General features: G+C 41.9%; 19 protein-coding genes. 9 read left to right on the top strand and 10 right to left on the bottom strand.

Translation table 11 applies throughout. The features are described 5' to 3' along the window. Window positions 1–357: 357 nt before the first annotated feature. From AACW45_RS27310 to AACW45_RS27285, 6 genes are all read left to right on the top strand, one after another. Window positions 358–708, top strand: a complete 351-nt coding sequence (locus tag AACW45_RS27310) for a DUF6464 family protein (RefSeq protein WP_190539485.1) — start codon at window positions 358–360, stop codon at window positions 706–708. A gap of 322 nt (window positions 709–1,030) precedes the next feature. After that, a complete protein-coding gene (locus AACW45_RS27305; protein ID WP_190636179.1) occupies window positions 1,031–1,462 on the top strand; it encodes an NADAR family protein in 432 nt (143 codons plus the stop codon). 230 nt (window positions 1,463–1,692) lie between these two features. After that, window positions 1,693–2,787 carry a tetratricopeptide repeat protein gene (locus tag AACW45_RS27300; protein WP_190636176.1) on the top strand — a complete coding sequence of 365 codons (1,095 nt, stop codon included), beginning with the start codon at window positions 1,693–1,695 and terminating at the stop codon, window positions 2,785–2,787. A gap of 227 nt (window positions 2,788–3,014) precedes the next feature. After that, window positions 3,015–3,698, top strand: coding sequence for a uracil-DNA glycosylase (locus AACW45_RS27295; protein WP_190636191.1), 684 nt, complete (start codon window positions 3,015–3,017; stop codon window positions 3,696–3,698). A 207-nt stretch (window positions 3,699–3,905) separates the two neighbouring features. Next, on the top strand, window positions 3,906–4,316 hold the full coding sequence (locus AACW45_RS27290) for a DUF4112 domain-containing protein (protein WP_190636175.1): 411 nt from the start codon (window positions 3,906–3,908) through the stop codon (window positions 4,314–4,316). A gap of 732 nt (window positions 4,317–5,048) precedes the next feature. Further along, window positions 5,049–5,438 carry a pentapeptide repeat-containing protein gene (locus tag AACW45_RS27285; protein ID WP_190636173.1) on the top strand — a complete coding sequence of 130 codons (390 nt, stop codon included), beginning with the start codon at window positions 5,049–5,051 and terminating at the stop codon, window positions 5,436–5,438. Window positions 5,439–5,678: 240 nt separating this feature from the next. On the opposite strand, the gene AACW45_RS27280 is transcribed toward AACW45_RS27285, so the two are convergent. The 7 genes from AACW45_RS27280 to AACW45_RS27250 form a co-directional block, all read right to left on the bottom strand. Next, on the bottom strand, window positions 5,679–5,894 hold the full coding sequence (locus tag AACW45_RS27280) for a hypothetical protein (RefSeq protein ID WP_190539496.1): 216 nt from the start codon (window positions 5,892–5,894) through the stop codon (window positions 5,679–5,681). 378 nt (window positions 5,895–6,272) lie between these two features. After that, window positions 6,273–7,031 carry a HEAT repeat domain-containing protein gene (locus AACW45_RS27275; protein ID WP_190539497.1) on the bottom strand — a complete coding sequence of 253 codons (759 nt, stop codon included), beginning with the start codon at window positions 7,029–7,031 and terminating at the stop codon, window positions 6,273–6,275. A gap of 210 nt (window positions 7,032–7,241) precedes the next feature. After that, on the bottom strand, window positions 7,242–7,769 hold the full coding sequence (locus AACW45_RS27270) for a GNAT family N-acetyltransferase (protein ID WP_190636171.1): 528 nt from the start codon (window positions 7,767–7,769) through the stop codon (window positions 7,242–7,244). 195 nt (window positions 7,770–7,964) lie between these two features. Continuing rightward, a complete protein-coding gene (locus AACW45_RS27265) occupies window positions 7,965–8,129 on the bottom strand; it encodes a hypothetical protein (protein WP_190636169.1) in 165 nt (54 codons plus the stop codon). 153 nt (window positions 8,130–8,282) lie between these two features. Next, window positions 8,283–8,690, bottom strand: a complete 408-nt coding sequence (locus tag AACW45_RS27260) for an ABC transporter permease (protein ID WP_190636167.1) — start codon at window positions 8,688–8,690, stop codon at window positions 8,283–8,285. Continuing rightward, on the bottom strand, window positions 8,675–9,964 hold the full coding sequence (locus AACW45_RS27255; RefSeq protein ID WP_190636189.1) for an AmpG family muropeptide MFS transporter: 1,290 nt from the start codon (window positions 9,962–9,964) through the stop codon (window positions 8,675–8,677). The genes AACW45_RS27260 and AACW45_RS27255 overlap by 16 nt, the downstream gene beginning before the upstream one ends. A 699-nt stretch (window positions 9,965–10,663) precedes the next feature. Beyond that, window positions 10,664–11,257 (bottom strand): MarC family protein, encoded by a 594-nt coding sequence (locus tag AACW45_RS27250; protein ID WP_190636187.1) that lies wholly within the window; start codon window positions 11,255–11,257, stop codon window positions 10,664–10,666. Window positions 11,258–11,469: 212 nt separating this feature from the next. Here AACW45_RS27250 and AACW45_RS27245 point away from each other — a divergent pair, with 212 nt between their 5' ends. Next, a complete protein-coding gene (locus AACW45_RS27245) occupies window positions 11,470–12,282 on the top strand; it encodes a carbon-nitrogen hydrolase family protein (RefSeq protein WP_190636165.1) in 813 nt (270 codons plus the stop codon). A gap of 90 nt (window positions 12,283–12,372) precedes the next feature. On the opposite strand, the gene dhaL is transcribed toward AACW45_RS27245, so the two are convergent. Next, the gene (gene dhaL, locus AACW45_RS27240) at window positions 12,373–13,002 is read right to left on the bottom strand and encodes a dihydroxyacetone kinase subunit DhaL (RefSeq protein WP_190636163.1); all 630 of its coding nucleotides are present in this window, start codon (window positions 13,000–13,002) and stop codon (window positions 12,373–12,375) included. A gap of 128 nt (window positions 13,003–13,130) precedes the next feature. Here dhaL and AACW45_RS27235 point away from each other — a divergent pair, with 128 nt between their 5' ends. Continuing rightward, on the top strand, window positions 13,131–15,128 hold the full coding sequence (locus AACW45_RS27235) for a glycosyl hydrolase family 28-related protein (RefSeq protein WP_190636161.1): 1,998 nt from the start codon (window positions 13,131–13,133) through the stop codon (window positions 15,126–15,128). A gap of 25 nt (window positions 15,129–15,153) precedes the next feature. On the opposite strand, the gene AACW45_RS27230 is transcribed toward AACW45_RS27235, so the two are convergent. Both AACW45_RS27230 and dhaK read right to left on the bottom strand, forming a co-directional pair. Beyond that, entirely contained in the window at window positions 15,154–16,179 is a 1,026-nt protein-coding gene (locus AACW45_RS27230; protein WP_190539512.1) for a tRNA-dihydrouridine synthase family protein, read from the bottom strand. Between the two features lie 63 nt (window positions 16,180–16,242). Further along, window positions 16,243–17,316, bottom strand: a complete 1,074-nt coding sequence (gene dhaK, locus AACW45_RS27225; protein ID WP_190636159.1) for a dihydroxyacetone kinase subunit DhaK — start codon at window positions 17,314–17,316, stop codon at window positions 16,243–16,245. Between the two features lie 169 nt (window positions 17,317–17,485). On the opposite strand from dhaK, the gene AACW45_RS27220 reads away from it, so the two are divergent. Next, on the top strand, window positions 17,486–18,655 hold the full coding sequence (locus AACW45_RS27220) for an acyl-CoA dehydrogenase family protein (RefSeq protein ID WP_190636157.1): 1,170 nt from the start codon (window positions 17,486–17,488) through the stop codon (window positions 18,653–18,655). Window positions 18,656–18,688: the final 33 nt, after the last annotated feature.

Genomic DNA, 18,688 nt, shown 5'->3' with positions numbered 1-18,688 from the left:
ACCACAATCTACTTAATTCGTTGATTTTTCCATTTTTGGGTGTAAAGCTTGTCACTCAGTTATCCTGAGTTACTTTGTCATGTGTTTAGTCTAAACTCCAGTAGTCGGTGAGTATGTCAAAAATCTTAAAGATCCGAAATCATAACTATCGCCCAACCGATAAACTGTAAAAGTTATGCTGTTTTACAGTGGTAATAGATAATTCTTGTTTAAAGTCTCTAGCACCACGAGCCTTTGTAGTTGGCAAATTTACTGTCAAAGCACAAAGGCGAAACTACCTAATAGCTGCACTTAGAAAAACAATCCTAGTGCAATATCAGGGGTAATAAATCAGCAAATCAAACAGTTAAGGAAAAAATGTTAAGGACTCTTTTGGTAATCGCCATTGGTTTCTTACCTTCCCTGTTCTCCCTGTGGGTAATCCGCAAAACTCATTTGCGGACACGTTTAAGAATGAGACAAGCAGCCATGAATGTCTCAGGGATGCGGGTTAGACAAAATATTAGGTCTATTGAAGGCGATACTGGCGGCAGCCTCTCCGGGGAACGCTATTATCTAGAAGGGGTTGGTTACTTAGTTGGTGACATCAGCTGCAAATTCAATGCTAGATCCGGCTATATCCGTTGCGCTGTCAATCCCGACGGGCCTTGTCAGGGATGTCGTCACTACGAACCAAAAGAATTAGCTGGGAGCGAACAGAGAACGTAAAAATCAGCTTTATCCTATTAATTTCAGGCTATGCACTCTCCCAAAAATGTGTCAAACTGACTCTAAATTTCGTAACTTTTTGTTATTAAATTACCAAATATTAGCAGCTATTAATCTTTTGTTATCAACAATTAATGGAACTACAAAAAATAAATTATGCCAAATTGTAGGGGCGGGGTTACCCCGCCCCTACAATTTGCGGATATGGTAAGTTAATGATGGGAAGATTTTTTATTTGGAAGTTCCTAATAGGCGATCAATAACATTGGCTAAAATATAAATATAATACTGTCCTTTCAGTTTATTACTACTGTTAAAAAATATGACAATTTATTTTTATACTGTTAGCGAAGAATATGGTTGTTTTTCCAACTTTTCACGCCACGGTTTTGAATTAGATGGCTTGTATTGGCTGACTAGCGAGCATTATTTTCAAGCACAAAAATTTATTGGTACTGACCATGTAGAACAAATCCGGTTAGTTAAAAGCCCTAAAGAAGCAGCAAAAATGGGGCGCGAACGCAGTCGTCCTCTCAGAAAGGATTGGGAACAAGTTAAAGATGATGTGATGAGAAAAGCTGTACTGCAAAAATTTACTACCCATGCAGATATTAGAGAAATTTTACTTTCTACAGGTAATGAAGAAATTATTGAAAACTCCCCGATAGATTTTTACTGGGGTTGTGGCGCTGATGGTAGTGGTAAAAATATGTTGGGAATAATTTTAATGGAGGTAAGAGAAAAACTTCGTTAAGTTAGAAAAATCTAGGGGTGAAAATGTAATTTTACGGCAGAAGTCGTAGGAAATTAGACTGCATGAAGGTTTACTGAGGATTTTGGGCATACTAGAACATACAGCATATTTCAGGTAAATGAGGTACGCGCTTCGGGGCATGGCAGTGCCAGTGCCCCTACAATCAACGATAATTTGTACCTCACCAACTGGCAATCTGCTGTATCACCAAACTTAATAGGACTTGGTCGATGTCTACAGGCGAATGGAATCCTAACTTTCAGAATAAAGATCCTTTAAATGTTCCCAAAAAATACGGGAAATTAAAGCAGCAGAACACCATTACCCATAATTTTGACCAAGCTTCGCCAGAAGATATCACTCTTTACGAAGAAAGTAACCATCAGTTATCAGAAGCATCTCAACTACTGCGACAAGGAGTAAAACAGCAAAAAGCTGGTGATTTAACCGCAGCAATTAAGACTTTAGAAGCGTCTTTTGTCCTGTTTCAAGCCGCAGGCCATTCTGCTAGACAAGAACAGGTATTGTCTTTATTAGCATTAATAGCTTATACAGTAGGAGACTACCAAAAAACTATTTCCTATTGTCAACAATGTTTATCCTTGATGGGAGAGGAATCAGAGATATCTTTGCGGATACAAGTGCTTTCCCATTTAGGAAATTCTTACCGTCACATCAATAATTATGAACAAGCTATTAAGTTTTTAGAAGAAAGTTTGCAAATTACTCAGCAACAGTCAGACAAGCGCAGTCAAGTCGCAGCTTTAAATAATCTGGGTTTATTGTATAAAGCCTTAGGTAACTTGGAACAGGCGATTAATTATCAAGAACAGAGTTTAACAATTGTTCAAGAACTGCAAGACCGTTGGGGAGAGGAACAAGTACTCAAAAATTTAGGTAATGCATGGTATGCATTAGATGATTACACAAAAGCGATCGCATATTATGAAAAGTGTGTAGTCTTATGTCGTTCTCTGAAAAATCTGCGTAGTGCTGTACATGTCCTGAAAAATCTAGGTAATGCTTGCTATGCTTTAAACGATTATGCCAAAGCGATGATTTATTACGAAGAACGATTGCAAGTAGCCAGAGAACTTCAAGACAAGCGCAGTGAAGAACAGTCTTTAGGCAGTTTAGGAGTAGCTTGTGAGGCTTTAGGCGATTATAACAAAGCGATCGCCTATCACGAACAACGTTTATTTTTAGCCAAAGCCTTAAAAGACATTCGCAGTCAAGAACAAGCACTCGCTAGTCTCAAACTCGCTTGCTACGCCTTAGGCGATTATGCCAAAGCCATGCAATATCAAACAATGGAACTGGAATAATTCTGACTATCAAAAAAATCTCAAATCTCTCTCCCCTAGCCTAAGCGCCTCTATTTTCAACACAGCCATTCACAGCAGGTTTTGGCACAACCAAGCATGAAAATTTCTCTTCCCTGTTCCCCGTTCCCTGTTTCCTATTTTCAACACAGACAACTGATACAATAAAGGCTTGGTAAATATTGCCCGCAAATTTTACAGGTGCTACTTACCCCCAAGTTCAGATTGTCATGAGCAACGAAACCCAACTCAGTCTATTTGACGAATCCAACTTTAACCAAAAAAACCTAATTCCCACAGACACCAAAATTCCCATACCTCCTAATACATACTCTGACATGACTGATTTGGCACAACACTGCAATCAGTGCCATCGTTGTGGATTAGGAGACAACCGTACTCATGCAGTCGTAGGACGTGGAAATCTCAAAGCACAGATTATGGTTGTTGGGGAAGCACCAGGTCAAAATGAAGACGAAACAGGTTTACCCTTTGTCGGTAAATCTGGGCAGTTATTAGAGAAAATTTTAGCATCTGCCCATCTCAGTACAGAGCATGATGTATACATTTGTAACATCAACAAATGCCGCCCACCAGAGAATCGGGTTCCGACTACTGAAGAAATGACAGCTTGTTTGCCTTATTTATTAGAACAAATTCGCCTGGTAGATCCAAAAATTATTCTGTTAACTGGTGCCACTGCTGTTAAAGGTTTAACTGGTGATAAACGGGGGATTACGAAAATTCGCGGACAGTGGATCGAGTGGCAAGGGCGTTTGTGTATGCCAATTTTCCACCCTTCCTATCTACTGCGTAACCCTTCCAGAGAAGTAAATAGTCCGAAATGGCTCATGTGGCAAGATATACAAGCTGTGCGTGCCAAGTACGACGAAATTAGGGGTAGCAGCAAATAGCCAACAACATAGAATTGGCAATTGAAATAGTCAACAGTCAGTAGGGGCGGGTTTATTGAGAATAATCGTTGCTCAGTGAGGATATTTGTGAACCCGCCCGTACAGTTGTCATCAGTCAACATTCATCAGTCAACAGTTATTTCTCGTGATACAGGACAAGTCAGACTCAATTAGGGCAACCTAATAGTAGTAGAAATATCGTAAATTATGGACGCAGCTAAACGCCTTGCTACTCTCAACCGCATCCGCAAACTTAGTCGCCTGATGGATACATCTATACGCATTCCTGGTATAGGTTTTCGTATAGGAATAGACCCGATTATTGGGTTGATTCCTGGTGCAGGTGATTTAATTAGTACAGCGTTTTCAGCTTATATTATATTTTTAGCCACACGCTTTGGTCTACCACACCGAGATTTAGCGAAAATGATATTTAATGTAGGTTTAGAGGCGGTTGTTGGTACTGTGCCTTTGGTAGGCGATTTGTTTGACGCTTTCTATAAATCTAATATTCGTAATTTAGAAATTTTAGAGCTACATTTAACAGCCGTTGAACCGGAAATTGCCACAGTCCCTGTAGAAAATTACGCCATTAAAAGCTCAACTGCTTCTTCCTAGTTCAGCAAATACACTCACCCTATTGGACACATTACAAACTGGCTGATTGCAAGGTCTAAGGTAATAACTATTACGGTACTATAAGATACAAGAAGGTTAGAAAAAGTCCTAGCTCCGGCCTTTACTTACAAAAACTGAACTTGAATGTATCCAGCAACCTCACATAACTGTGGGGTTGTTCTTTAGGCAGAAAATTTGACAGATAGTATTGATCGGGTTGGAGTTTAAGTACGAAAATCTATATAATTTGGTTTATTCACACCGATTTACTTATTTAATAAATATTAATTATTTCGGTGGGTAATGCCAAACCTACAAAGTTTTAATCTGCTGTAAAAGCTAATGGGAAGTTATGACTCTTTCTTGTTAGCTATCAGAGCCATCAAATATTTCTTACTGGGGTATTTTTTATTAGGGTTAACCTCTGCCTAACTGAATGAAGCTAGAAGTTAATCAGAATTAGAAAAAATGTGACATTTGGGTATAAGCACAAAATTATAAATTAAGCATAAATTAGCAAAAAGCTTAATTTATCTAAGCGCCAGGATGCCAAGGACGCCAAGAATTTATTGAGCGTGGATAAGTTATAGAAATATTTTCTATGCATAATTTTATGTGGTATGGGATATCATCTTCGTAGTATGAGTTAACCCTCCTAAAAATTTTTTATGCAACTGTACCGCTCGCTATATTTTTAAAACTAGGAAATAAATTTGAGGAACTCGTGAGGAAATGACTGAAAAAAATACGCAACAACCCATTAATACTGTAGCTGGTATCTTAGAAGGCTACGCACTAGGACACCGTAGCTTTAGTAGGGCCGAATTGAGTGATGCTAATTTAGAAGGTGCTGACCTCAAAGGTTCTGACTTGAGCTATGCTGACTTGAGCCAAGCTAACTTGAGTGGTGCGAACTTGAGAGGTTCTGACTTAAGCTTTGCCGATTTGAGTCAGGCGAATCTCAAAGATACTGATTTACGAGGAGCGTTATTATTTTCTGCGAATCTGCGCTCTGCTGATTTAACAGGAGCAAAGTTTGAGAAAGCAGATTGCGATCGCAATACCCATTTTCCCGACAATTTTGATTTAGTTCAGGCGGGCTTGCAAGTTAAGGAAGGTTAAGAACTTTCAGACAAAACTTTATCCACAAAGGATCGAGTTTTGTCTAAAAGTGGGTATTGCCTTATACCCCAAAGGTCTACTGTATCAGCCTTTGTTGGCAGTACCCACTGATTAACAATTCAAAATTCAAAATTAAAGACATTTTCAGTCGGGGATTTAAACCCCGACTGAAAATGATACTACGTATAGACGCAGGGGTCTTAAACCCTTTTATTTACGATAAAATTGTTATTTGCGCATTTAACTCAGCCCTAAACAAGCTTTGATCGAATAACCGAAGATTCTAGAAACTTGGCGACGACATATGGGACATTTATTGATATCTGGTTGATCTGGGGTGACATCAATTGGTTGCCAATAAATTTTACTGGTACCATTTGCGGTTATCTCTACTTCCATGCGGTAACGAATCATCTTCTTGCAAACAAAGCAGGGCTTTTCTGTGTATTGAAGCATACTGTAATCCTGTTGTAGCTGAGTAGTCACTTAATGACTGTGCCAATGCTTTTACTTGAAGCATTTATCTATCACCACTTAAAAGAAGCAATATGCAATTTTTTAATTATTTTTTAATAATTAACTATTCGATGAGTAAATACTCATTTTTGCCGATAACATTCTTTATTTACAGCAGTTTTTACCTATCTGAAGCACACCTATCGAAAGCTGTGCCCCTACAGTGTGGTCTATTTACCTGAAAATAGCTGTAAATGGATAAACTAATAGCCTTGCACCGAGATAGTGCAAGGCTAAGATGTTGTTCAAGAGTTTATCTTAAATTTGGCAACACTTCCGTGCTGAGTACGTGGTGATTAAAATTCGTCCAAGCAATAACTAGAATAATCCTTCTTGTTCTAAGGTTTCGATCAACTGCAAACCGCGAGGATCGCCTACACCCAATAAGGAAGCTTTAGCGTCTTCTCTGACACCTAAGTCTTGATCTTCAGCAAAGGCTTCAATTAAAGCATCAATTGCTGAGGCATAAATGACATTAGATGGTAGTTCGCGGCATAATTGCCCAATAGCCCAAGCGCTGTTACTACGTACAGCAGCTATAGGATCTTTGACTAAGGCTTCAATTAGTGGTGGGATGGCTCCTACAACTGATTCATAATTGACTTCTGCCATTTGTGCTAAAGCACTAGCAGCCCATAATCGCACGGCGGAAATATCGGTTCTTAAAGCGTCAGCTAGGGGTGCTAAAGAACGGCGATCGCGGCAATTTCCTAAAGCCCATACTATACCTTTACGGACATAGCCGTTCCAGTCGCGGTTGAGTTGAGTAATTAACGGCTCTACTGCATCCTGACTGGGGTTGCGTCCTATGGCGTAGGCTGCACTTACCCGCACTAAAGGACATGTATCGGTTAACAGCCCGATGAGATGGGGAATAGCGCGTTTGTCTTCTAGGTCACAAAAAGCACGCGCCGCTAGCATTCGTTGCTGCGGTTGGGGATTTTCTAACAGAGCTAGCATCACCTCTGGATCGGGTTTTACCACTTCTGCTTCAGCAGTTAGTGGCTCCATGCGATCTAGGGGACTTTCTAGCTCAACATCGAGATCGAGTAGGCTTAGGTCTTCTTCGTCATACATAATAGTGCAAGAAGGCAGTAGGCAGATGGTAATACCTCGAATACCCTGGGTGACAACTGAGTATGAGTTGTTGAGAGCAACCGTACTCTTTTGGAGAAACCGCAGGGTAGCAAGTCTAAGTGAGGCAGCAAGCAGAAGACTGTATGTCTATAAAAGCTACTTTTTAGTCACATTTTAACTGCCTAAGTATTCATGCCATGCTGCACTAGTTTATTTTTCTATATTGAGTGATTTTACCATCCACAGGGATTGGGTTTGATAGCCAAGTTGATCGTAAAGATTCAAAGCGGCTTGGTTAGATTGAAATACTTGTAACCCAATTTGGCGATCGCCTCTTTGAGTTGCCCAGTTTTCTAAATATTTCATCAAAGCTGTACCAATACCCCGTCGCCGATGTTCGGGAACAACGTACAACAGAAAAATATGCGCGTGGCGGCTACCACTAAGTTGATCGATGGCGTTTCCTACCCAAAGACAAGCGACGGGGGAGGGGGAAGACAAGGGGGACAAGGGAGAAAATTCTCCTCTGCTCCCCTGCTCATCCGCCCTTTCCTCTTCATCTACCCACCACAAGGGGGTTTTACTAGAGAAATATTGCTCGACGGTTTGCGCTAGGTGAGAAAAATCTTCAGAGGGAAAGATATCTTGGTAGCTCCGTTGCATGAATTTGACTAGTAACGCCCGATTCAAGGCGGAGCCAAGGCGAATACTATACCCTGGTAGCAGTTGTTCAGGCATTTTGGGGCTAGAGGCTAGGGGTTAGGGGTTAGGGGTTAGGGGAGAAAGATTTTCGCGATTGTGGACTTACAAAAAATAAATTACCCTTTCGTAGTGCGAGCATCTTGCTCGCTTTTGAACACCAGCGAGCAAGATGCTCGCACTACAAATTTATTGGGTATTTAAAAAATTGGATGTCCCTTGACTGATTGAAATTTAGCTGATTGAGTGATGTTGGGTAACAATTACTCCAACTTCTTCAATAGGTGCTGGTGCTGCCATATCTGAAGGTAAAAAGATGCGGGCGCTAACGGCTACTAAAGCCAGGATAAATACTAGCACTACCAGCAAAGGGGCAATGTATTGACGAAAAATAGCCATAATTGGGGTGAGAAGGAGCTAGGGATGTTGACTGTTGACTGTTGATTGTTGACTGTTAACTGTGAACCATCAACAGCGAACAATTTAATAGTTGTAGATTTGTAACGTTTGCTTGATTTATTTTAGCGATGTTCTGGGATTTACCAACAGAAGTTATTCGCGATCGCTGTCAAAATCGTCAATTGCTTTCTGGATATACCAATCTTCAGACATCCCTGGATTATTTTGCCTAGCTTGCTCTATTAACTGTTCAGCAGTGTTGATGTCACCATCTAAGCGAGCAATTAATCTATTTTTGAGGTCGTTTTCATAGGAAAATGCCTCGGTTTGGTTGGATAATCCGGGATTGAATGCTTGTGATCGCATTTGTTCTCGGCGCAGTTGCCAAAATAGAACATAATACAGGGTGCCAAAAATCAGAATCAGACTGAGTGTTCCCAAGAAATTTAGGAGGTTAAAGCCTAAAAATCCTAATACTAATTGGGAGAGAACGTAGCCTAGTAATAGGCCAGTCAGCAAGAGGATAAACGTGCCGACAATAATCACTACTTGGTTTCCCATAAATCCTCTTCTTCCTCAAGTCCTGGTCTTGTCATTGTTGCTGGTTTTGGGTTCCAGGGGGCAAATATTGGTAATAGCAACAGTCCGGGAACAGCTGCCACAATGGTAATGATAAAAAATAATGGCCAACCTGTGTTTTGGGCGATCGCTCCACCGGGAGAAGCCAGAATATCACGACTAACAGCCATTAAACTAGAAAGTAAAGCATATTGGGTGGCAGAAAATTTCTGGTTACACAGACTCATTAAGAATGCCACAAAAGCTGCTGTGCCTAAACCCCCACAGAACTGTTCTATATTAATAGCCAGCACCATAGCTTGATAATTTTTACCTGTATAAGCTAGAGCCAAGTAAGCGAAATTACTTACAGCTTGCAAAACTCCAAACACCCAGAGCGAGCGATTGATGCCGATTCTACTTAAAATTGCTCCCCCAGCTAACGCCCCAACTATGGTAGCAATTAATCCCATACCTACTTGAATTGTGCCGATGTCGGTTTTGGTAAAACCAACTTGTAGCAAAAACGGCGTGGTCATGTTACTCAGTAAAGCATCACCCAATTTGTACAGGGTAATAAATACCAGCATTAAAAATCCTTGGAGGACGCCCTGGCGTTGAAAAAATTCGCCAAAAGGTAAAATTACGGCTTCTGATAACGAAGCGGGAGGACTAATTTCTGCTGGTTCTGGTGCAAACAAAGTGGCAAAAATCCCCAATGCCATTGTACCTGCCATTAATAAATAAACCGATGACCAGGGAATGCGATCGGCAAGGATTAAGGCTAAAGCACCTGCAACTAACAAGGCGATGCGATAACCCAAAATAAATACTGCTGCACCTGCACCCATTTCTAGTTTTTCTAAAACGTCGGTGCGGTAAGCATCTGCGGCAATATCTTGAGTTGCACTTAAAAAAGCAATTACTATGGCGTTAATGGCTAGTAGCTGTAAAGCTTGTTTTGGTTGCTGGAATGCCATAATTGCGATCGCAACTATTAACGCCAACTGCGTCAAAATTAACCAACCCCGTCGCCGCCCTAACCAGGGGACAGTAAATCTGTCAAGAAATGGTGACCAAAGAAACTTTAATGAATAAGGTAAACTAGCGAGGCTAAACCAGCCAATAGCCGCCAAATTTACCTGTTCTACAGTCATCCAAGCCTTTAAAGTGTTACCGATTAAGAGTAATGGTAACCCCGATGCAAAGCCGAGAAATAATAAAGCCGCCATTTTACGGCTACCAAACACTTGTATTAGCGATCGCACTGGATTCATCCTGTAATTTTTCTCCTCACTGTGATGAATTGCAGTCATCTTGCCATAGTTACCGGATGATTTGACGCAATTGGGCAAAATAGGGACTAGGGAACAGGATTGAGGGCGTCATTGCAAAATCATTGTTGCTTGAGAAGTAACAAAGGAGATGCAGCAAAATAATTTATTAGGCAATACCGTTCAGTTAGCATCAAAAACCTTAAACCGTGTAGGTTGGGTTGAGGAACGAAACCCAACATTTTCGGCGATTTGTTGGGTTTCACTTCGTTCAACCCAACCTACTGGTCTGTCCCATTAATTTTGCGGGGTAAAAAACGAACCACGAAGACGCGAAGTGCGCGAAGGAAGAGAAAAGAAGAAAAAACTTACCCTACATAATTAATGAGACAAAGCACTACTGGTCTGTCCCATTAATTTTGCGAGGTAAAAAACGAACCGCGTTCGACGAAGTCGTTCCCGCAAGGTAGGAAGAGAAAAGAAGAAGAAACTTACCCCACAGAATTAATGAGACAAAGCACTACATTGATCCTTAACTGAACCTTATTGATTTATTAGGGACTTACAAAAAATAAATTACCCATATTCCCTAGCGCGAGCGTCTCGCTCGCTGATGTTCAACAGCGAGCAAGATGCTCGCACTACAAATTTATTGGGTATTTAAACAATTAGAAGTCCCTTGTTTGGAGTTTCGTAAGTTGGCTATGGAAAGAACAACTCGCGAATTCCCGTACTACCAATTTCTATCGCCAGCGCGGCTAAGAGAAATCCGAAAAGCTGAGTCACAATTACTGCACCTTCAGCACCAATCCATTTGTCAATGTAGGTTCCTAGACGCAAAATTACCCAACTCATGACCATTGCGGCAACCATACCTAACAATACACTGATAGGCGAACTGGGAGATTTTGACATAAATAACATGACTGTTGTTAAGGTACCAGGCCCGGCTAATAAGGGTAAAGCCAAGGGAGTAATTGCCACATCCCGTCCTTCTTCGGTAATCGGTGTATCTAATTCGCCGCGCAACATTTGCAAGGAAATTAACAGTAATAATAGTCCCCCAGCTACTCGCAAAGATGCCATACTGATTTCTAAATAATCCAAAATCAGTTGCCCAGCAAAAGCAAACAGTAATAAAACTGCGATCGCTACCACCATCGCCTTATCTATGACTTTGTTTCTTTCCTCTGGTGTCATCCCTTTAGTTAAAATCAGCACTATCGGTATATTACCGATCGCATCCGCTAAGACAAATACAGCAATAAAAGTATGAACGAGAGCAGAGGTATCCACAGGAGATCGCATTTATCAACATTTGATAACAACCTAGCTTGAAACCTGTTCAAATTCCCATAACCCATAGCAAGATTGATCTGAGGCGATAAGTATCATCAGCTGCTTAAAGAAAAGCAACCCTATTGTTGGTCTAACGGAGTTCCCCAGTTCTTTAAGTAACGATATAGTTGGAATCTACCTCGCACAATTCATTGTTTGTTGTCGAAGCTATGAAGCCTTATTTAGCAGCTGCTATCCAGTTAACTAGCGTGCCCAATTTACAAAAAAATTTGGCACAAGCAGAAGAATTAATTGATCTTGCCGTGCGTCGAGGTGCTGAATTAGTAGGTTTGCCGGAAAACTTTTCTTTTATGGGAGAGGAAAAAGACAAACTTGCTCAAGCAGAGGCCATCGCCCGTGAAAGCGAAATCTTTCTCAAAAAAATGGCCCAGCGTTTTCAAGTGACTATTCTGGGCGGTAGCTTTCCCGTGCTTGTAGAAAATACAGGCAAATTTTACAACACCACTATACTCGTTGACCCTAGCGGACAAGAAGTTGCTAGATATCATAAAGTACATTTATTTGATGTCAATGTACCTGATGGTAATACTTATCAAGAATCTAGTACAGTCATGGCTGGGAAGCAACTGCCACCTGTACATTTTTCCGAGAAGTTAGGTAATTTAGGACTGTCTATTTGTTACGATGTTCGCTTCCCCGAATTGTATCGACATTTAGCAGATAAAGGAGCAGATGTAATTTTTATACCAGCCGCTTTTACTGCCTTCACGGGGAAAGATCATTGGCAAACATTACTCCAAGCTAGAGCAATTGAAAACACCTGTTACGTCATTGCTCCCGCCCAAACCGGCACTCATTACGCCAGACGCCAAACCCACGGACATGCCACAATCATCGATCCTTGGGGGGTAATTTTAGCTGATGCTGGCGAACAACCAGGAATTGCGATCGCGGAAATTAAACCCACTCGCCTAGAACAAGTCCGCCGACAAATGCCTTCTTTGCAACACCGGATATTTTAGTTAAATAGCAGGAAGGGAGACAATTGTACAGACGCGATTCATCGCGTCTCTGACAAATGATAATTGTACAGACAAGGGTTCATCGCGTCTCTAACCATTGACTACCACTAACAAACATTTCAACAGCAAATAAGCAGAAGTAGCGCCGGGATCTTGGTGTCCAATACTGCGTTCTCCTAAGTAACTGGCGCGTCCTTTTTTGGCTAACATCGGTGTAGTATTTTTCATTCCCTGTTCGGCGGCGGTTACTGCTTGTTGCAAACCTGTGACTGTATCTCCACCTTCATTGACAACTTGTGCAAAAGCTACTACGGCAGGAGATAAGACATCTATCATTGTCTTGTCTCCTAATTGAGCTTTACCACGGCTAAGTACGCCATTTAAACCAGATTGCAGTAATTTCAGTAAATCTTGCTCGTTTAGTTCTTGCTTACCTGCAACCTCTGTACTTGCACGGAGAAACCAAGTACCATAAAGGGGGCCGCTCGCACCGCCAATAGTAGAAATTAAGGTCATGCTGACGGCTTTGAAAATGCTACCGATGTCTTTGTCAGCAACAGTTGGTAATTGAGCGATCGCCTTTTTAAAACCCCGATCCATATTAATACCGTGGTCAGCATCCCCAATTGCTGCGTCTAATTCGGTTAAATATGCTTTATTTTGCTCTATTTCCCTAGCAAATAGCTGTAACCATTGCAAAATCTGCTCTTGACTGACCATTTATCGCCTCTGTTGAGTTTGGTAATATTAAATAAGGTAACGCCGCAATATATCCGAATTTGTACGGCTATGTTGATGAAGTTCGTGTAAGAGTAGGAAGTAGCAATTAGCCAAGAGAGTATGCATTTATGATTCGTCCTCGGGCATTATTCTTAAAACTACTCCCTTTATTATTTTTAATCGCTTTTTTAACTACTACTTGCGCTCAGTCCAGCCAAACTAGTGAAAGTAAGATTGTTGCTTTAGGTGCAGCAGTCACATCAGTTAAAGAAAATATTGTTTATCCAGAAAATGCAACTGTCGTTGATGTAACTGCACCAGAATATGGAGCCATACCCAACGATAGTCAAGATGATACCGCAGCTATTCAAAAAGCGCTGAGTCGGTATCCTGCTGGTAGCAGAGTAATTTATTTACCCAATGGAGTCTATAACATCTCTAATTCCCTCTACTGGCCTAAAGGTAAGCGTTTCCGCTCTGATTACAAGCGAACTATACTCCAAGGACAAAGCACAGAAGGGGTAATTATTCAACTCCAAGATAACTCTCCTAATTTCCAAAATCCTGAAAAACCAAGGCCAGTAGTATCTACAGGGTTTGACCCCGATGAAAATCCTAAATCTGAAGATTTCCGAGCCAGTAAGATAGCGCAACGTTTTAGTAATTCAGTGAGAAATCTGACTATTAATATCGGCAATAAAAATCCGGGAGCAGAAGGACTGAATTTTGCCGCTAATAATCAAGGCGCAGTCCGCAGTGTGAAAATTATCTCTCCCGACGGACAAGGAACAACAGGCCTAGCATTAACTCATGGCGAAATTGGGCCGCTGTTAATAGAAGATGTGGAAATTGTCGGATTTGACAACGGAATCCTGACAAATAACGGGATTAATAGCGTGACATTGCAAAATATTACAGTCCGCGACCAAAAACGCGCAGGTATTTACAATGGCGGACAGGTAATGAGTCTTGAGGGTTTCAGTAGTTTTAATTCTGTACCTGCAATTATTAATGGTAAAAACCCTCATAAAGGTAACGAGCCAGGTAGTATATTAACTTTGGTGAATGCCAAACTCATTGGACGTGGCAAAGCAAACAAGACTGTGGCAATTTCTTCGGCTGGGTTTGTCTATGCCAGAAATGTAACATCTTCAGGCTATAGAAACATTTTCACCAGTAATGCCCGTAAAGCCGAAAAAAATCTCAAAAATGCGGCTGTAGATGAATTTACTTCCCGTCCCATCCTCTCTAACTTTCCTTCACCAGAGCGTTCTTTACAACTACCAATTAAGCAATTTCCTAAGCTGGAATGGGAAGATCGCAAAAATTGGGCGAGTGTGGAGAAATTTGGCGCAAATCCCAAAGATAAAAAGGATGATACAGCAGCTTTTCAAGCCGCCATCGATTCTGGTGCTACTACTGTCTTTGTGCCAAATAAGGGTAGGTTTACAATTGACGGTTCCCTAAAACTCAGAGGAAAAGTACAAAGATTTCTCAGTACTGGCGGAATCATTGAGGGTGATGGAGAGATAGTTGCAGATAATGGGAACCAACCAACGTTGATTGTCGAAAACTTTTTTGTAGGATATAAATCCAAGCTCAAGTGGAAAAGTGTTGCTAATCGCACTGTAGTTTTCCGCAGTATGATGCACCTTGATTTAGAAAGTCAAGGTACTGGGGATCTGTTCATTGATGATGCAAGTATGGGACAACTGAGATTTCTCAATCCCAAGCAAAGCATTTGGGCACGCCAGATTAATCCTGAAGGTGGTTCAGCAACTAATGTGGTGAATAATGGCGCTAAACTGTGGATTTTGGGCATGAAAACCGAGAAAGCTCAAACAAAAATTGAAACTGCCAATGGCGGCTTGACTGAACTTTTAGGTGCATTGATTTATGCCACTTCTAAAGAAGATCCAAAAGTTCCCCTGTTCAGAATCAATAATGCTAGTGCTAGTTTTGCTGGAGTAGGCGAAGCATATTTTGATAAAGACACTTATGAAATTTGGGTTGAAGAAACAAGGGGTAGTAATACCAAAATCCTCAAAAGAAACGATATTCCTAGCAGAATGACTGCAAACGGGCGTGCTTTGGTGCTGTATAGCGGCTTCGATAAGCGACCCTAGTACACTGTTCCACCTAGTTTTGCTTTTAGGGAACGCCTGCGTAGGGTGCTAGAGCTAAAGTTTTCGTAATATCAGTCAGGAGAAAGCGATCGCACAGATTAAACAGTTCTACCTCGGTTTGGGTTTGTCGCATCAGCCGCAGGAAATGACCTTCAGCGTCAACACTCAGGGCAATATAGTTAAGGAACATTTTCAAGTAGCCTACGCGCGATCGCATTGGCATAGTTGACGCTGTGGGCGTTTGCCATAAACGATCAATATAGTTGCGTACCTCTACTAAAGGAACGGGCGCGATCGCTTCTCCTCGCAAAACCTGGCGAATTTGATGAAAAATCCAAGGATTCCCGATGGCCCAGCGTCCCACCATTACACCCGCAGCCCCTGTTTGAGACAGCACTTCCATAGCTGTTGTCGCCGAGTTAATATTGCCATTAGCCAGCACTGGACAATCAACTCTTCTCACCGCTTCGGCAATCAAATCATATTTCACTACCCCGTGGTACATATCTTTCACCGTGCGACCATGCAAAGAGAGCAAATCAATGCTGTGGCGATTGATGATATCTAGGATTTTGTCAAAGTTATCTGTATTTTCAAAGCCTACGCGCATTTTGACAGTTAAAGGGCGATCGTTGACTGCTTGTCGCAGTTCTCCCAAAATCCGCTCCACTTTTTCCGGTTCTCGCAGCAATCCACCCCCAACATTTTTGCGATAGATTCGCGGTGCTGGACAGCCCATATTCAAGTCAACTCCCGCGATATTATAGCCGCAGAGTTCCTTTGCTGTTCTGACTAAGTCGGGAATGCTTTCGCCAATCATTTGCGCAAAAACAGGGCGATCGGTGTCGTTTTCGGTGATTGCTGCCAAAATGTGACGATTGAGCCGTGAGGTATCATTGACGCGGAAATACTCAGTAAAGAAGTAGTCAGGACTACCATAGTGGGCAATCACCTTCATAAACCAGAGATTTGTCACATCCTGCATAGGCGCAAGAGCGGTGAGCGGTAGGTCTTTCTGAAGCGATTGGGGGAGCGATACCTGGGACGACATAGAGATGAAGAGCGTTGACAAAGCATCACTTTATCAAAAAATCGTTAGCGCGATCGCTGTCCCCTAAATTCCCCAGCGTAAGCTTGGTGTTTTAACTGGTGCATCCCATAGCCGGAGCATTTCATCATCTAATTTTAATAGGGTAATTGCGCATCCTTGCATTTCTAAAGATGTCATATAAGAGCCGATAAGATTGCGGACGATTTGCAATCCTTGCTGGGCGCAGATTTGTGCTAGTTGGCGATAGACCAGATATAGTTCAGAAAGGGGAGTACCACCCATACCATTGACGAATGCTAAAATGCGATCGCCTGTTTGCAATGGTGGATCTGTTAATTCTACATCTACCCATTCGCCTTGGTTTTCATCCCATTCCCTGACTGTGCGGTGATAACCTGTATCTTCAATGAGCGATCGCGTCAAAATTTCGGTAATCTCATCTACGGATTGTAAGGAAATGCGTTCTCTACCGGGTTCGCCATGTATGCCGATACCAATTTCTAATTCGCGATCGCTTAATGTAAATGTTGGTGAACCTTTAGCGGGTACTGTGCAAGAACTCAAGGCAATTCCCATACTCCGTCCATGCAAATTTACCCGACGGCATAAATCGGCAATTTGCGGCAAATCGTAACCCTGTTCCGCCGCCGCACCGCAAATTTTTTCTGCTAATACTGTTGTACCTACACCGCGCCTGCCCTGAGTATAAAGGCTATCTTTCACCGCCACATCATCATCAATCAAAATATTCAGCACCCGGATACCCTCACTGCGGGCTAATTCCGTTGCCATTTCAAAGTTCATCACATCACCGCTATAATTTTTGACGATATAAAGGATACCAGCGCCACCATTTACTTGTTGGGCGGCTGCTAACATTTGATCGGGCGTGGGTGAAGTGAAAACCTCTCCCGGACAAGCTGCATCTAACATTCCCCGCCCCACAAAACCCGCGTGCATCGGCTCGTGTCCGCTACCACCACCAGAAATAATGGCTACTTTACCCTGTACGGGTGCATCGGCTCGATAAACAAAGGTAGGATCGTAACTCACTTGAATTAAATCGCTATGAGCCGCAGCCATACCTTGTAAGCTTTCTCGGACAAAGTCTTCTGGGTTGTTAATTAGTTTTTTCATAATTATTTAGAGACGCGATAGAGACGCGATGAATTGCGTCTGTACAATTTCAAGAGAATAAGAGTTTCAGAGAGTTATTGCATAAGTCCTAAATCTAACGAAACAATAACAGATATATTACGTAAAGATATCTGCTCAACCATTCTTTGCTGACACAAAATAAGTAAATATGGTCACAGTTAATACATCTCCAGTCATATCTACCAGCGATTTATTTTTGCGTGTCGCTGCTTTGGCTGCTGATTTTGCTACTCGCGCGGCAATTCACGATCGCGAAGGTTCTTTTCCTTTTGAAAATTTCACCGCCCTCCAGCAAGCACAACTCTTGAATTTGACGATTCCCCAAGAGTTTGGCGGACAAGGTGTGGGATTTGCTACTGTTTGTCGGGTAATTGAAGCGATCGCATCTGGGGATGCAGCTACGGCGTTAGTCTTGACGATGCATTATTTACAACATACTCATGCTGGACGTAACCGACGCTGGCCGGAAGCGATTTATCAACGGTTGTGTGCGGAATCGGTTGCAGGTATCGCTTTATTAAATGCGGCGCGTGTGGAACCAGAATTAGGTACACCAGCAAGGGGCGGATTACCAGCAACCACTGCGGAATATACTGCTGATGGTTGGTTATTAAATGGTCATAAAATATACACTACAGGTAGCCCAATTTTAAGTTACTTTGTAGTTTGGGCACGCACTACAGAAGCAGAACCCCGTGTAGGTAATTTTCTTGTACCCCGTAATTTTGCTGGTGTCTGCATTCAAGAAACTTGGGATCATTTGGGAATGCGGGCGACTGGTAGCCACGACCTAATTTTAGAAAATGTCTTAATTCCTAGAGATTATGCTTTGGATGTGCGTCCATTATCAGGTTGGTCGTCTGCCGATCCCTTGCAATTAGCGCTTAATAGTCTATGGTTGAGTGCATTATATCAAGGCGTAGCCAAAGCAGCGCGAGATTGGCTAGTAAGTTATTTAAATGAGCGATCGCCTAGTAATTTAGGTGCGAGTTTAGCGAGTTTACCCCGCTTTCAAACAGCGATGGGGGAAATTGAAGCGTTATTGTATGCAAGCGATCGCCTAATTTATGGTTTAGCCAATGATATTGATGACGGAAATTATGATAAAAACGTAAGTTTACAGGCGCAGACTGTTAAATATATCACTACATCTAATGCAATTCGGGCTGTAGAAACAGGATTATCATTAATCGGCAATCCTGGTTTATCGCGCCATAACCCCTTAGAAAGACATTACCGTGATGTACTTTGCAGCCGCATTCATACCCCACAAAATGATGCGATTTGTTTAGCTTTGGGAAAGAAGGTTTTGGGGTAATGTCAATAGTCAATGGTCAATGGTCAATAGTCA

The sequence above is a fragment of the Calothrix sp. FACHB-168 genome (genome assembly GCF_963889195.1).
GTDB classification, from domain to species: Bacteria; Cyanobacteriota; Cyanobacteriia; order Cyanobacteriales; family Nostocaceae; genus Aulosira; species Aulosira anomala_A.
The sequence above is the reverse complement of the archived record's forward strand: the minus strand, read 5'-3'. Positions and strand labels throughout refer to the sequence as shown.

What these genes read in the sequence shown, in the direction of transcription:
- AACW45_RS27295 (WP_190636191.1), top strand. Translation starts at nt 3,015, where the DNA reads ATGAGCAACGAAACCCAACTCAGTCTATTTGACGAATCCAACTTTAAC.
- dhaK (WP_190636159.1), bottom strand. Translation starts at nt 17,316, where the DNA reads ATGAAAAAACTAATTAACAACCCAGAAGACTTTGTCCGAGAAAGCTTA.
- AACW45_RS27265 (WP_190636169.1), bottom strand. Translation starts at nt 8,129, where the DNA reads ATGGCTATTTTTCGTCAATACATTGCCCCTTTGCTGGTAGTGCTAGTA.
- AACW45_RS27255 (WP_190636189.1), bottom strand. Translation starts at nt 9,964, where the DNA reads ATGAATCCAGTGCGATCGCTAATACAAGTGTTTGGTAGCCGTAAAATG.
- AACW45_RS27230 (WP_190539512.1), bottom strand. Translation starts at nt 16,179, where the DNA reads ATGTCGTCCCAGGTATCGCTCCCCCAATCGCTTCAGAAAGACCTACCG.
- AACW45_RS27235 (WP_190636161.1), top strand. Translation starts at nt 13,131, where the DNA reads ATGATTCGTCCTCGGGCATTATTCTTAAAACTACTCCCTTTATTATTT.
- AACW45_RS27220 (WP_190636157.1), top strand. Translation starts at nt 17,486, where the DNA reads ATGGTCACAGTTAATACATCTCCAGTCATATCTACCAGCGATTTATTT.
- AACW45_RS27260 (WP_190636167.1), bottom strand. Translation starts at nt 8,690, where the DNA reads ATGGGAAACCAAGTAGTGATTATTGTCGGCACGTTTATCCTCTTGCTG.
- AACW45_RS27270 (WP_190636171.1), bottom strand. Translation starts at nt 7,769, where the DNA reads ATGCCTGAACAACTGCTACCAGGGTATAGTATTCGCCTTGGCTCCGCC.
- AACW45_RS27305 (WP_190636179.1), top strand. Translation starts at nt 1,031, where the DNA reads ATGACAATTTATTTTTATACTGTTAGCGAAGAATATGGTTGTTTTTCC.
- AACW45_RS27280 (WP_190539496.1), bottom strand. Translation starts at nt 5,894, where the DNA reads ATGCTTCAATACACAGAAAAGCCCTGCTTTGTTTGCAAGAAGATGATT.
- AACW45_RS27310 (WP_190539485.1), top strand. Translation starts at nt 358, where the DNA reads ATGTTAAGGACTCTTTTGGTAATCGCCATTGGTTTCTTACCTTCCCTG.
- AACW45_RS27285 (WP_190636173.1), top strand. Translation starts at nt 5,049, where the DNA reads ATGACTGAAAAAAATACGCAACAACCCATTAATACTGTAGCTGGTATC.
- AACW45_RS27275 (WP_190539497.1), bottom strand. Translation starts at nt 7,031, where the DNA reads ATGTATGACGAAGAAGACCTAAGCCTACTCGATCTCGATGTTGAGCTA.
- AACW45_RS27245 (WP_190636165.1), top strand. Translation starts at nt 11,470, where the DNA reads ATGAAGCCTTATTTAGCAGCTGCTATCCAGTTAACTAGCGTGCCCAAT.
- AACW45_RS27300 (WP_190636176.1), top strand. Translation starts at nt 1,693, where the DNA reads ATGTCTACAGGCGAATGGAATCCTAACTTTCAGAATAAAGATCCTTTA.
- AACW45_RS27290 (WP_190636175.1), top strand. Translation starts at nt 3,906, where the DNA reads ATGGACGCAGCTAAACGCCTTGCTACTCTCAACCGCATCCGCAAACTT.
- dhaL (WP_190636163.1), bottom strand. Translation starts at nt 13,002, where the DNA reads ATGGTCAGTCAAGAGCAGATTTTGCAATGGTTACAGCTATTTGCTAGG.